Source organism: uncultured Fibrella sp. (genome assembly GCF_964250085.1).
GTDB lineage: Bacteria > Bacteroidota > Bacteroidia > Cytophagales > Spirosomataceae > Fibrella.
The window spans coordinates 277,760-291,890 of the sequence record NZ_CAXUEC010000009.1 but is presented as its reverse complement, the minus strand read 5'-3'; the positions used below and the strand labels follow the sequence as shown (position 1 = coordinate 291,890).

The following is a 14,131-nucleotide window of genomic DNA, read 5'->3' as shown; positions in this document are numbered from 1 at the left end:
TCCAGCGTTAGTGGGCACGGCTTTTTTAGTCCAATTTTGGCATTGCCTTCGATCCCCGTTTATGCTATGCCCGCTACACTCCTGATTATCGACGATGAAGCCCGGCTTCGCAGTTTACTGGCCCGCATTCTGAGCCTGGAAGGCTACACGGTGCTGGAAGCCGAAAATGCCCGCGCTGGTCTGAAAACACTCGAACGGGAAGATGTGCACCTGGTGCTGAGCGATGTAAAACTGCCCGACAGGAACGGCATTGAACTTACGGCGCAGATCAAGCAACTGTACCCCGCCACCGAAGTGATTGTGCTAACTGCCTACGGCACCATCGCCGACGGCGTAACGGCCATCAAAAACGGCGCGTTCGACTACATTACTAAAGGCGACGACAACGACCGGATTATTCCGCTGGTGAGCCGGGCAGTCGAGAAAGCGCAGTTGCAGTTCCGGGTACGCAGGCTGGAGGCACAGATCAGTGAGCGAACCGATTTTGGGAAGATCATGGGTACGTCTGCCGCCATAAAACAAGCTATTTCATTGGCGCAGCGGGTAGCCGTGACCGATACCACCGTGTTGCTGACGGGCGAAACGGGGACGGGGAAAGAGGTTTTTGCGCAGGCTATTCACGGAGCCAGTCCCCGGCGATCAGGTACGTTCGTGGCGATCAATTGTGGGGCGCTGGGCAAAGACATTCTGGAAAGCGAGCTGTTTGGCCACCGCGCCGGGGCGTTTACCGGGGCCAGCCGCGACCAGAAAGGGCTATTTGCCGAAGCCCACAAAGGCACTATTTTTCTGGACGAAATTGGCGAGATGCCGCTCGATTTGCAGGCCAAGCTGCTGCGTGTGCTGGAAACCCACGAGTTTCTGCGTGTGGGCGATACCAAACCCACCAAAACCGACGTGCGGGTGATTGCTGCTACCAACCGCAGCCTGGAACAGGAGGCTGCTGCCGGTCATTTTCGCCTCGATTTGTACTACCGCCTTTCGGTTTTCACGATTGAATTGCCGCCCCTCCGCGACCGTCTGCAGGATATTGCCGAACTGGCAACCCAATTTGCCCGGCAGGTGGGCGTTAAAATTGGCAAGCGCGATCTACGGCTTAGCCCTGCTTTTGTACAGAAACTGCAACAGCACACCTGGAAGGGCAACATCCGCGAGCTTAAAAACGTGATCGAGCGCGCCGTGATTCTGTCTGACTCCTGTGATGACGGATCGACCGAACTCACGCCCGGCACCTTGCCTTTCGATCTGCAAACAGGTGGGATATCAGCCGCAGGTACGTTCGATCTGGCCACTATCGAGAAGCAGCATATCAGGTACGTGCTGCGCCACACCAACGGCCAGAAACCCGAGGCCGCCCGCCTTCTCGGCATCGGCCTGACGACCCTATACCGGAAGATACAGGAATACGGAATTGATGGGTAGTCTGCCCGTTGACACGCCTTATTCCGGTATATTGGCGAAGAGTACGTTTGGCGTTTCGGTTGTTGAAGGTTGTCTGGTTCTGCTATGCTACGATTCACATGCACACTACTTTTTACCTTCTTCCTGACCAACGCATTGGCTCAGGCCGGCCATACTCCCCTCGACACATTAAAGGCCACGCTGACAAAAAAATGTCAAACAGTCAACTATAATTCTATTTACCGACAGCAGGTAGACTGGAGCAAACTGAAAAATGCATTTTTAAACGAATAGGATGGAAGCGAATTCGACAGACCAAAAGACGTTTCAACTTGTAGATAATGGAAAACAACTTGGGGAGATCATTTACAAAAGTATTTTTTCGTTCAGCGCAGAAATTAAACTGGCTACGTCTGACGTGTACGAAATTAAGTCCGTTGGTATTTTTGGTACTACTATTTCCGTGACCAGAGGCGGAGCAGATATAGCTACCTTAACTATGAACTGGCGCGGACAAATTGTTATTGCGTTTCAGAACGGACAAGAATTTGTATTAAAAGCGATAGGTACGTTTTACAATAAATTTGTTATAGAGGATAAAGACGAAAAAAAGATAGTGCTTTTTGATCCAACGTTTAACTGGAGCAAATGGCACTATAATTACAAAATCACCTATGACGAAAAACCACAGGATACGTTACTGATTTTACTAGGCGTTTATGCGTCGAACTATTTCATAGCGACTATGTCGGGGATGGCCTGAATCAACAAACTGGAACACAACGATGTCAATAACAAGGGAGTCAGAGTTGATCGGCATGCAAAAGGCGAGCGAAGCCGTTGCGCTCACGCTGAAAGAAATGCGGAATTATGCCCGGCCGGGTATGACGACAAAGGAGCTGGATACTTACGGTGGGAAATTGCTTACTGAACTGGGTGCCAAATCAGCGCCTTACGTGACGTATGGTTTTCCAGGCTGGACATGCATCAGCGTAAACAATGAATTTTGCCACGGCATACCGTCTGATAAGTGCGTGTTGAAGGAAGGTGATTTAATCAATATCGATGTGTCGGCAGAATTGAACGGTTTCTGGTCTGATAACGGAGGTTCATTTGTGTTGGGAACGGACGTAAACCAACACAGGAAGCTCATTGAGGCGTCGAAGCAGATTCTACATAAGGCCATTCATTCAATAAAAGGCGGGGTTCGCATTGCTGATATTGGCGCGTTGATTGAAACAGAAGCAAAGAAAAAAGGCTACAGAGTCATCAGGAATTTGACAGGGCATGGCATAGGGCGAAGCCTTCACGAAGAACCCAGCGAAATAGCTAATTTCAGAGACCGATCTAATCTTGCCCGATTCCGAAAAAATTCGGTCGTGGCGGTTGAGACATTTATTTCAACGACGTCTACCTATGCCGAAACATTGAAGGACGGCTGGACAATGGTTGGTAATAAGGGTGGTTTTATGGCGCAACACGAACATACTATCGTTGTTACCGACGGTAAGCCACTTATACTGACAGCAATGAACGACATATGGACGTAAAGTAAACAACAGAATCCAACGGTATGAACATGACGAGCAGCCACGATGAGCGTATTGCAAAAATGACGTTTGCTTCTGTATACCCACATTATTTGGCAAAAGTTGAGAAGAAAGAACGGACAAAAGCAGATTTGCACCAGGTCATTCAGTGGCTAACTGGCTATACTGACAATGAGTTGCAACGGCATATTGATGAGAAGTCGACCTTCGAGACGTTCTTTCGGAATGCGTCTGTAAACCCGAATGCTGCACTTATTAAGGGTGTAATTTGTGGCTATCGGATAGAAGCTATTGAGAACCCGTTGACGCAACAGGTAAGGTATTTGGATAAGCTGGTGGATGAACTGGCGAAAGGGCGTAAACTGGAAAAGATTTTGCGGGTCAGCTAGCATTATAAAGATTTTCTTGTGGAAAAAACTCACTAACAACACTATCAGTTATGCCCATGTCTATCAAAAAAGAATTATCAGCTAGTCTTCGCGATGCACTGCTCTCTACCATCCAGGCCCGGTTCGAGAAGAACAGCCGGCGACACGAAGGGCTGAGCTGGGCTCCCATACAGACGAAGCTGGAAGCCAGTCCCGACAAACTAGGATCGCTTTATGACATGGAGCGAACGGGCGGTGAACCTGATGTAGTTGGCTATGATGAGAAAACGGGTGAGTACCTGTTTGTCGACTGTTCAGCCGAAAGTCCGCAGGGCCGCCGAAGCTGTTGTTACGACCTTGAGGGACTGGAATCCAGGAAAGATAATAGGCCAGAACATAACGCGGTTGACATGGCGGCCGACATGGGCATCGACCTGCTGGACGAAGACCAGTACCGAGCTTTGCAGCGCCTGGGTACGTTCGATGCAAAAACGTCGAGCTGGCTGAACACGCCAGTTGCGGTTAGAAAGCTGGGCGGTGCTCTCTTCGCTGATTTCCGCTACGGCCAGGTCTTTGTGTATCATAACGGTGCCCAGTCGTATTATGCTGCCCGCGGATTCCGGGGTTCACTGAGCGTATAGAGTCCCTAACCAGCTAGTTGAGATGAGCGCGCGGTGTCATAGAACCCAGGTGCAGGTACGTCCTTCCACCGCAACAACCCGAAGCCGCCCGCCTTCCTGGAGAGTCGGCCTCTGAACGGGTAAAATTCTACAAGATTGCAGCCATCTGCAGCTATTCGAAACAGGTGGGTAACGCTGAATTTTGTTAGAACCGCCTGTGCCCTGATATCGTTTATTTGTTCACTGCTCGCTTTGCTCAGTCGTTACGAAGAGAGTTAAAAGGTACTCAATCTTTCTAAAACGTACGGTTCAACGAATGGACACTACCAAAAGCGCTTGCAGCAGTGAGGACTGATCAACTACCTACACACCCGCAGCCATGTTCAGTCCGTCTAACGTTTCGTCCACGTCTCCCTTGCTTCGCACGCGTCGTAAACGGATGTAATCGGCGGGGTTGACGACCAGCGGAATTTGTTCGGTGGCTACGTTCTGGCTGTCGAGACCATAGGCATTTTCGTCGGCGAGGCTGATGCGTTTCAGTGCGAAATAGCCGTTCATGATGAACTTCTCGATCAGGGTCAGGTCGTTTTCGTAGGAGAGGAACCGGTTGATGACGATGAACCGGAAATCGCCGATGGCGTTGGGGTTTGGTTTCAGCGGCCGGTATTTTGGCTTTATCGTGATCTCGTGACAACGCACCATCTCTTCCACCACCTTCCGAAACAGCAGGTTTATGCGCGGCTGCACCCGGAAGCCCAGCTTAAACGTGATGCGGACCACGTCTTCCGCTTCCAGAATATCAACCGCATATTCTGTTGTGTAGGGCTCGTCGACCAGTTCGATATGGATGAGCCAGTACACGTCGGCTCGCTTGGGCATGCCTTCCAGAATAGAGTCGAGAATATGTTCTTCAACGAGTTGGTGCTGCGGCGACGCTGTGAGGTATACCAGATTCGTAGCGTATTTAGGTACGTCGGCGTCGTTGCTCAGTTGCCTCATAATGGGCAGGTGATCGCGCAGGCTGACAAATCGCGTGAGCCGCCGTTTGATGCGGCTGCCATTGTACCAAACCAGCATCACGGTGACCATGACCAGGCCCAACAGGAGCGATACCCAGCCGCCATGCGTGAATTTGCGCAGGTTGGCCACCAGAAACCCACCTTCGATAAAGAAGTAAATCAGCAATAGGCTCAACACGATCAGGCCGTTGACCCGCTTTCTGGCGTAGAGGTACATGCCCAGCAACACGGTCGTGGTCAGCATGGTCAGGTTGACGGACAGGCCAAATGCTGCCTCCATGTTTTTCGACTCGCGGAAGTACAGCACTACCATGAAACAGCCCGCCATCAGCAGCCAGTTGAAGGCCGGAATGTAGACTTGTCCCCGCGCGTTGGATGGGAAAACGATACGCATTTTGGGCAGCAGCGTAAGCCGGAACGCCTCTGATACCAGCGTAAATGTGCCGCTGATAAGGGCCTGCGAGGCAATGATCGTGGCTAGGGTAGCAATGCCAATGCTGGGCAGCAAAAACCAGTCGGGCACCAGGCCGAAGAACGAATTGAGGTTGCCTAGTGGCTTTCCGGTATGATCGAGCAGCCACACGGCCTGGCCTAAGTAGCAGAGGATCAGGCATATTTTGACGTAGCCCCAGGATACCTGTACGTTTCGCCGCCCCACGTGCCCCATGTCGGAATAGAGTGCCTCGGCCCCGGTTGAGCAGAGAAAGACGCCCCCAAGCAGCCAGAAACCGTCGGGGTAATTCACGATCATGTTGTAGGCGTACATGGGGTTGAGTGCCCGAATTACGCCGGGATTTTGAGCCAGTTGGAAGGCACCCATAAGCCCAATCATGGTGAACCAGACGGTCATGATCGGGCCAAAGGCTTTGCCCAGCGTATCGGTACCGGCCTGTTGCGCCGCAAATAGTATGAAGATGATAACCAGCACAATAGGCACCGTAGGCAAGTCGGGATAAAGCGGTAGCAGGCCTTCAATGGCCGACGATACAGAGATGGGCGGGGTAATGATACTGTCGGCGATCAGGAAGCTACCGCCCGCAATAGCCGGTAACAGCAGCCACCTGGCATACCGCCGGATGAGCGTGTAAAGCGAAAAGATGCCGCCCTCGCCGTTGTTGTCAGCCCGGAGTGTGAGCAATACGTATTTGAGTGTGGTCTGGAAGGTGAGCGTCCAGAAAATGGCTGATACGCCACCCAGCGCCAGGGTTTCGTCGACGACTCGGTCCTCAATGATGGCGCGGTACGTATACAGGGGCGACGTGCCAATATCGCCGAAGACAATGCCAACGGCTACTAAAAGGCCCGCCGCTGTCATGCGGTCAATGTTACGAGAGTGGTTGCTCAAAGGGGGTATTTGTTTGGGTTGGGTACGTAGCGCGAAGCAATACACCAATGGTTATCCGAATATCGTGCCAATGAGCGAATAACCGTATTTCCTGGGTTTTAGCACCGGCTTTTTTCCAAAACGATAAAAAAGCGTTTTCAAAATGAAAAAATGAGCAGTTGCAGAGCTAGCCAATAAATCCTGTAGACTACTTCAATTGTCTGACTAGTAGCTAATTAATTTAAAATGATCATCTTTTTGGCGTAGATGGATCGCTTTTTGGCATACCCCTGCTGAAATCAAATTAACCACTTATCAACTGACCTCATGGGTACGTCATTGCTTCTGCTTCTCTCCGCGTTTCTCTGCTTCGCCATTTTCTACAAAGCCATCGAATGGTTCGAAAAAGTTTAGCCATGCTCACAATCCTGTTTATCATCTCACTGCTGGTCTTTGCCTACATGCTGTACGTGCTGATTCGACCAGAGAAATTTTAACGCTTCGCTGTCATTATGCTTCGCGTCATTGAGTGGTCATTCATTGTCATTCGTAGTCATTGACTGCCTACGACGAGTGACTACCTAATGACAACGAATGACCACTCAATGACCACAAATGACACTATCATTATGAACACCGAATTATTTGGCGTTGTGGTAACGTACCTGATTACGCTGCTGCTGGCTATTCCACTTGGAAAAGTCGTTGGCAAGATCTTCAGAGGCGAACCAAACGCACTCGATTTCATGGCTCCCATCGAACGCTTCATCTACCGAATCGGGGGTGTCGATGCCTCGCGGGACATGAACTGGAAAGAGAACCTGGTGGCTCTGCTGACTATCAACGCCGTCTGGTTCGTCTACGCCTTTGTGCTGCTGATCTCGCAGGGAAGTTTGCCGCTGAACCCCGACGGAAACCCGTCGATGACGTCGGATCTGGCTTTTAACACTGCAATCAGCTTCATGGTGAACTGCGATTTGCAGCACTACTCCGGCGAGACGGGACTAACGTACCTGACTCAACTGGGGGTGATCAACTTCCTGATGTTTGTGTCGGCCGCTACCGGCATTGCCGCGCTGGTGTTGATTGTGCGGGCGTTTTTGCCCGAAAAAACGAATCTGTCGGGCAACTTTTACGTGTACTTCACCAAGGCGATTACGCGCATTTTGTTGCCGGGTTCGCTGTTGCTGGCCTTGATTCTGGTGTTTAACGGTTCGCCCGCCAGTTTTGATGGGAAAGACCAATTCATTTCCATGCAGGGCGACACCGTCAACGTGTCGCGCGGACCGGCGGCAGCACTGATCGGCATTAAACACCTGGGCACCAACGGGGGCGGTTATTTTGGCGTAAACTCGGCTCACCCGCTGGAGAACCCGAACTACCTGACCAACATGGCCGAACTGATTGCGCAGGTGATGCTACCGATCATCATGCTTTTCGCGCTGGGGTACATGATCAATCGCAAGCGGTTTTCGTGGATCGTATTTGGCGTGATGACCAGCGGTTTTCTGCTGCTCGTTATCCCAACGCTGATCACGGAATTTCATGGTAATCCGGCCCTGGCGCAACTGGGTGTGATGCAGCCAACGGGGGCGATGGAAGGCAAGGAAGTCCGGTTTGGGCCGCTGTCGTCGGCCTACTGGAGCATCGTGACCACGATCATTTCTACGGGTTCTGTCAATTCCATGCACGATTCGTCGATGGCCCTGTCGGGTACGATGCAGTTGCTGGGCATGATGACCAACGCGTTCTACGGCGGTTGCGGCGTTGGTTTTCTGAACTACTACTACTACCTGATCATCGCCGTCTTTATTTCGGGTCTGATGGTGGGCCGCACGCCTGAACTGTTCGGACGTAAAGTAGAAGCGCGGGAGATCAAGATTGCCTCGATGGTGGCCCTGCTTAGCACGTTGCTGGTGAAAGGCGGTGTGGCCATTGCCGCCTGGATCACGGTTAATTATCCTGACGCAGGCTGGTCGGTGAAACCATCGGCCTGGCTGAATAACCCTGGTTATCACGGTTTCACGGAGATGCTGTATGAGTTCACCTCGGCCAACGCCAACAATGGTTCGGGGTTTGAAGGGCTGGGCGACAATAACTTCTTCTGGAACTTCAGCACGGGTATTGTCCTGATTTTCGGGCGGTTCATTCCCATCATTGGTCCGGTAGCGATTGCCGGTCTGCTGGCCGATAAGAAGTTCGTTCCCCAAAGCGCAGGTACGTTGCCGACCGACACCCCCACGTTTGGCCTGATGACCTTCGCGGTCATTATCATCATCACGGCATTATCGTTTTTCCCCGCGCTTGCGCTGGGTCCGCTGGCCGAATATTTCAGCTTGAAATAGTCATTTGGCTTCGCTGTCATTGATAGTCATTTATCGTAAAGCAAGGAATGACCACCAATGACAGCGAAGCGAATGACTACTTAATGACAATAAAAATTATGGCAAAGCAACAACCTTCCCTATTCCAGGGTGAACTGGTGGGGACAGCAATAAAACAGTCGTTTACTAAACTGAATCCGGCGGTTCTGATCAAGAATCCGGTGATGTTTACGGTCGAAATCGGTACGCTGATCATGCTGGCCGTTACGATCTATATCGCCTTTTCGGGCGATAGAACCCAGGGCACACTGGCCTACAACAGCGTAATTACGGCCATTCTGCTGCTTACGGTGCTGTTTGCCAACTTCGCCGAGGCCATTGCCGAAGCACGCGGGAAAGCCCAGGCCGAATCGCTGCGGAAAACGAGGCAGGAAACACCCGCCAAAGTGATTCGCGAAGTGGGCGAAATGACGCTCAATGAGGTACAGTTGATTTCATCGGCACAGCTCAAAAAAGGGGATATTTTTCTCTGCGAAACCGGCGATATCATCCCGTCCGACGGCGAGATTATCGAAGGGCTGGCTACCATCGACGAGTCGGCTATTACGGGCGAATCGGCCCCGGTGATCCGGGAAGCCGGTGGTGACAAATCATCGGTGACGGGTGGCACGAAAGTGCTGTCTGACAAGATTAAAGTGATCGTGACTACCCAGCCCGGCGAGTCGTTTCTCGACAAGATGATTGCACTGGTAGAAGGGGCATCGCGGCAGAAAACGCCGAACGAAATTGCGCTGACGATCCTGCTGGCGGGTTTCACGCTCATCTTCATCATCGTCTGCGTAGCCCTGAAACCCTTCGCCGATTACGCCAACACGCCCATTACTGTAGCCGCCCTGATATCGCTGTTTGTCTGCCTGATTCCGACCACCATTGGCGGACTACTGTCGGCCATTGGCATTGCGGGTATGGACCGCGCCCTGCGCGCCAACGTCATTGCCAAGTCGGGACGGGCGGTTGAAACGGCGGGTGACATTGACGTGCTGCTGCTCGACAAAACGGGTACGATCACGATTGGTAACCGCAAGGCCACTCACTTCTACGCGGCTCCAGGTATCAACCAAAGCGAAATGGTCCGGGCGTCGGCCCTGAGTTCGCTGGCCGACGAAACGCCCGAAGGAAAGTCGATCGTGGAACTGGCCGGGACCGACGTTACGCGGGGCCTGAGCACGACCGGGTCAACGATGATCAAGTTTACCGCCGAAACGCGCTCGTCAGGGATTGATATGCCCGATGCGGCGCGGGATGGCGGCTCGCTGCGGATTCGTAAGGGAGCCGTGGATTCGATTCGGAACATCGTGACAAAGGCGGGGAATCCATTTCCCGCCGAAACGGACGCTAAAGCCAAAGAAATTGCGGGAAACGGCGGAACACCGCTGGTCGTGATTGAGAATGAGCGCGTGATGGGTGTGGTGGAGTTGCAGGACATCATCAAACCCGGTATTGCCGAGAGGTTTGAGCGACTGCGGAAAATGGGCGTAAAAACGGTAATGGTCACCGGTGATAACCCGTTGACCGCCAGGTTTATCGCCGAGAAAGCGGGTGTTGATGATTTCATTGCCGAAGCAAAACCGGAGGATAAAATGCAGTATATCCGCAACGAGCAAACGGGCGGCAAACTGGTGGCGATGATGGGCGACGGAACCAACGACGCACCCGCCCTGGCGCAGGCCGATGTGGGGGTGGCAATGAATTCCGGTACGCAGGCCGCTAAGGAAGCCGGCAACATGGTCGACCTCGACAACGACCCAACCAAGCTGATTGAAGTGGTTGAGATCGGGAAACAGCTCCTGATTACACGGGGTACGTTAACGACTTTCTCTATTGCCAACGACGTAGCCAAGTATTTCGCCATCGTGCCCGCCCTGTTTGTGGGCAGTATTCCGGCCTTGCAGGCGATCAACGTAATGAAACTGCACAGCCCCGAGTCGGCTATTTTGTCGGCCGTGATTTTCAATGCGATCATCATTCCGATGCTGATCCCGCTAGCCCTTCGCGGGGTTGAATACAAACCCATTGGTGCCTCGGCACTGCTTCGCCGCAACCTGTTTATCTACGGCTTCGGCGGCCTGGTTGCTCCCTTCATCGGTATAAAAATCCTCGATTTAGTCGTGGGGCTTTTTGTCTAAAACGTCACTAATAGTCATTCGCTTCGCTGTTATTAAGTGGTCATTGGTAGTTATTAAGTAGTCATTCATCGTCATTAGTAACAGCAATAAATGACTACCTAATGACGCGAAGCTAATGCCCACTTAATGACAGCGAAGCAAATAACACTTCTCTTATGAAAAATCACCTATCTCCAGCCATCCGGTTAACGGTGGCCCTGCTTATTCTTACTTCCGTCATTTATCCGCTCGTAGTAGCTGGCATTGCTAAACTGGCTCCGGGCGGCGGCGCGGGCGAAACGGTTACGGTCAAGGGCCGGGTAGTTGGCTACGCCAGAATTGGCCAGAAGTTTACCGAAGACCGGTATTTCAATTCGCGTCCGTCGGCGGTCGATTACAACGCGGCTAGTTCGGCGGGGTCGAACAAAGGGCCATCGAACCCCGATTATTTGAAAGCGGTACAGGCCCGTATCGATACGTTTGTGGTGCATAATCCGGGTGTACAGAAGTCGGAGATTCCGGCTGAACTGGTTACCGCGTCGGGCTCTGGGCTGGACCCTGACCTGTCGCCGGCAGCGGCTATGATCCAGGTACGTCGCATTGCAAAAGTGCGTGGTCTGGCTACCGAACGCCTGAACCAACTGATCGACGAGCACACAAAAGGGCCTCTTCTAGGTTTATTCGGCCCATCAACGGTGAATGTGTTGGCCCTGAATGTGGCGCTTGACGAACTGAAGTGAGTTGTGGCTTGACGCTGTAGGTTGCTGTCGCGTGGCCCTTCAACAAGCCCAGGGTGACAACTCACTCAAGCAGGTGAATGACGACCCTGGTCGGTAGTGGTTCGCCACCCCGGTGTCACTCTGAGCTTGTCGAAGGGCACGACTTGCGAAGCAATTCATCAAGCACCGTCATCACTCTTAAAATCAGTAAAATTCCGGTTCGGGTACAACAAAACAACGGCCTTATAAACAGGCCACTACCATGAAAAAAAATACACTTTTCTCAACAATAACCGCTGTAGTGCTGTCGACAACGTACCTGGATAGTGCTGCCCAAACCACAGATACTACGGCCACCTCGGCGCGGTCCGACGTTTCGGCTCCTAATTCGGGCCTGACCATTTCCGGGTATGTCGAAGCGTATTATTCGCATGACTTCACGGCACCCAAAACCAGCCAGGAACGCCCCGGATTTTTATATAACCACCGCCGTAATCGGGAGGTAAACATTAATCTGGCGTTCGTGAAAGCCGCGTATGCCAGCGACCGGGTACGTGGTAATCTGGCGCTGCAAGTGGGTAATTACGCCCAATACAACTACGCCGCTGAGCAGACGCTGGTGCAGAACATTTTCGAGGCCAATGCCGGGGTGAAGCTGTCGAAAGATCACGATCTGTGGCTCGATGCGGGCATTTTTGCGTCGCATATCGGTTTTGAAAGTGCTATCTCGAAAGACTGCTGGACATTGACCCGGAGCATGCTGGCCGAGAACTCACCCTACTACCTGTCGGGGGCCAAACTGACCTACAACTCAGGAAATGGCAAATGGACCCTGCTGGGATCGGTGCTCAATGGCTGGCAGCGGATCAAAAAGCTGGACGGCTACAGTGGCCCATCCATCAGTACGCAGGTGCAGTACCGGCCATCATCGAAAGTAACGCTGAACTGGAGCAGTTTTATTGGCTCCGACCGGCCCGATTCGCTGAAACAAGGGCGGTTCTTCAATAACTTCTACGCCATTATCAATCCGGGCGGCGGACCGTCGGGCGGGCGGTTTGGCGTGATCCTCGGCTTCGATATTGGGGCCGATCGTAAACCGGTTGTTCATACCGGGTCCGATACTCGGGTCGACGGTGGGGGCAGCTACGTCTGGTATTCGCCCGTTGTGATTGCCCGCTATAAAACGTCGGACCGGAGTTACGTGAATGGCCGCGTGGACTATTACAACGACCCCAACGGGGTGATTATCAGTACAGGTACGTTGAACGGGTTCAAGACCGTTGGCTACTCGCTGGGTTACGATTATGCCATGCTGCCCAATGCGCTGTTTCGTGTCGAAGGGAAAGTATATGACAGCAAAGACCCGATTTTTGCCAGTAAAAGCAGCATTAGCCGTATCAATACGAGTTTGACAACGAGCTTGGCAGTAAATTTTTAACTTGGTTACACCGGGTGAAACCCGGTGTAATTTAACAAAGCTACATGAACCCCAACGACCAAAATGCTGACCGATTTCTGAACCTCATCCGCGAGTCGCGGAGGGGGAAGTTCAAGGTGTATATTGGCATGAGCGCGGGCGTGGGTAAGTCGTACCGGATGTTGCAGGAAGCGCATAGCCTGCTCCGCAACGGCGTTGACGTAAAGATCGGGTTTATTGAAACACACCGCCGCGCCGAAACCGAAGCGCTGGTAGCTGGCCTGCCGATGATTCCCCGCCGAACGCTGTTTTACAAAGGGCGGCAACTCGACGAGATGGATGTGCAGGCCATCATCAACGCGCATCCCGAACTGGTGATCGTGGATGAACTGGCGCATACGAATATTCCCGGCTCGAAAAATGAAAAACGCTGGCAGGATGTCATCGAAATCCTCGACGCGGGTATCAATGTAATCTCGGCAGTGAATATCCAGCATATCGAAAGCCTCTACGATGAGGTGCGGGCTATTACGGGCATCGATGTAACGGAGCGGGTGCCAGACCGGGTGTTGCAGATTGCCGACGAGGTGGTGAACATCGACCTTACCGCCGATGAGCTTATTGCCCGCCTGAAGGAAGGAAAGATCTACGACCCGGCGAAAGTGCAAACCGCTCTTGCCAACTTCTTTCAGGCCGACAAAATCCTGCAACTGCGCGAACTGGCACTGAAGGAAGTAGCGGGGCAGGTGGAGCGAAAGGTAGACATGGCGATGCCGTTGTCGGGTAACTCCCGGCATGAACGGTTTATGGCGTCGATCAGTAGCAACCCGGACGTGGCCCGGCGGGTCATTCGGAAAACGGCCCGGCTGGCAAGCTATTACAATTCGCGCTGGTATGTGCTGTATGTACAAACCCCCGCCGAAAGCCCCGACCGGATCAAACTCGATGTGCAGCGCCACCTGATCAATAACCTTAAATTAGCCACCGAACTGGGCGCTGAGGTTATTCAATCGAAGGGAAGTAACATTGTAGATTGCATCATGGCCGAAGTTGAAACACGCAAGGTAACGACGGTCTGCATTGGTAAACCACATTTGAATCTGATGCAGATCATCATCCAGACAAACGCCTTTAACCGCCTCCTCAACAAGCTCTCCGACTCCGACGTTGATTTGATTATTCTTTCATAAAGCTGTCTTCTGTTGCTTCGCTAAAAGAACGGAACGT

At 52.4% G+C, this 14,131-nt stretch carries 12 protein-coding genes; 11 read left to right on the top strand and 1 reads right to left on the bottom strand.

All coding sequences use genetic code 11. From position 1 onward, the window contains the following. The first annotated feature begins 66 nt into the window (after positions 1-66). The 5 genes from ACFE8Q_RS24245 (at position 67) to ACFE8Q_RS24225 (ending at position 3,957) form a co-directional block, all read left to right on the top strand. Positions 67-1,419, top strand: a complete 1,353-nt coding sequence (locus ACFE8Q_RS24245) for a sigma-54-dependent transcriptional regulator (protein WP_375448022.1) — start codon at positions 67-69, stop codon at positions 1,417-1,419. Positions 1,420-1,693: 274 nt separating this feature from the next. Next, a complete protein-coding gene (locus tag ACFE8Q_RS24240) occupies positions 1,694-2,161 on the top strand; it encodes a hypothetical protein (protein ID WP_375448021.1) in 468 nt (155 codons plus the stop codon). 22 nt (positions 2,162-2,183) lie between these two features. Then, positions 2,184-2,948 carry a type I methionyl aminopeptidase gene (gene map, locus ACFE8Q_RS24235; RefSeq protein WP_375448020.1) on the top strand — a complete coding sequence of 255 codons (765 nt, stop codon included), beginning with the start codon at positions 2,184-2,186 and terminating at the stop codon, positions 2,946-2,948. A 23-nt stretch (positions 2,949-2,971) separates the two neighbouring features. Continuing rightward, positions 2,972-3,337, top strand: a complete 366-nt coding sequence (locus tag ACFE8Q_RS24230) for a DUF2200 domain-containing protein (protein ID WP_375448019.1) — start codon at positions 2,972-2,974, stop codon at positions 3,335-3,337. A gap of 56 nt (positions 3,338-3,393) precedes the next feature. Then, positions 3,394-3,957: a DUF4256 domain-containing protein gene (locus tag ACFE8Q_RS24225; RefSeq protein WP_375448081.1), complete on the top strand. Its 564-nt coding sequence runs from the start codon at positions 3,394-3,396 to the stop codon at positions 3,955-3,957. Between the two features lie 342 nt (positions 3,958-4,299). On the opposite strand, the gene ACFE8Q_RS24220 is transcribed toward ACFE8Q_RS24225, so the two are convergent. Beyond that, positions 4,300-6,270: a KUP/HAK/KT family potassium transporter gene (locus tag ACFE8Q_RS24220; protein ID WP_375448080.1), complete on the bottom strand. Its 1,971-nt coding sequence runs from the start codon at positions 6,268-6,270 to the stop codon at positions 4,300-4,302. Positions 6,271-6,674: 404 nt separating this feature from the next. Between ACFE8Q_RS24220 and ACFE8Q_RS24215 the strand changes: the two genes are divergently transcribed. The 6 genes from ACFE8Q_RS24215 to ACFE8Q_RS24190 all read left to right on the top strand — a co-directional run bounded on the left by ACFE8Q_RS24215 (position 6,675) and on the right by ACFE8Q_RS24190 (position 14,094). Next, positions 6,675-6,776 carry a potassium-transporting ATPase subunit F gene (locus tag ACFE8Q_RS24215; protein ID WP_375448018.1) on the top strand — a complete coding sequence of 34 codons (102 nt, stop codon included), beginning with the start codon at positions 6,675-6,677 and terminating at the stop codon, positions 6,774-6,776. Between the two features lie 132 nt (positions 6,777-6,908). Then, positions 6,909-8,624 carry a potassium-transporting ATPase subunit KdpA gene (kdpA, locus tag ACFE8Q_RS24210; protein WP_375448017.1) on the top strand — a complete coding sequence of 572 codons (1,716 nt, stop codon included), beginning with the start codon at positions 6,909-6,911 and terminating at the stop codon, positions 8,622-8,624. A 98-nt stretch (positions 8,625-8,722) separates the two neighbouring features. Then, a complete protein-coding gene (kdpB, locus tag ACFE8Q_RS24205; RefSeq protein ID WP_375448016.1) occupies positions 8,723-10,789 on the top strand; it encodes a potassium-transporting ATPase subunit KdpB in 2,067 nt (688 codons plus the stop codon). 155 nt (positions 10,790-10,944) lie between these two features. Beyond that, positions 10,945-11,508: a K(+)-transporting ATPase subunit C gene (locus tag ACFE8Q_RS24200; RefSeq protein WP_375448015.1), complete on the top strand. Its 564-nt coding sequence runs from the start codon at positions 10,945-10,947 to the stop codon at positions 11,506-11,508. 241 nt (positions 11,509-11,749) lie between these two features. Then, the gene (locus ACFE8Q_RS24195; protein WP_375448014.1) at positions 11,750-12,925 is read left to right on the top strand and encodes a porin; all 1,176 of its coding nucleotides are present in this window, start codon (positions 11,750-11,752) and stop codon (positions 12,923-12,925) included. A 44-nt stretch (positions 12,926-12,969) separates the two neighbouring features. Continuing rightward, complete coding sequence (locus tag ACFE8Q_RS24190; protein ID WP_375448013.1) at positions 12,970-14,094, top strand: sensor protein KdpD; 1,125 nt, start codon at positions 12,970-12,972, stop codon at positions 14,092-14,094. Positions 14,095-14,131: the final 37 nt, after the last annotated feature.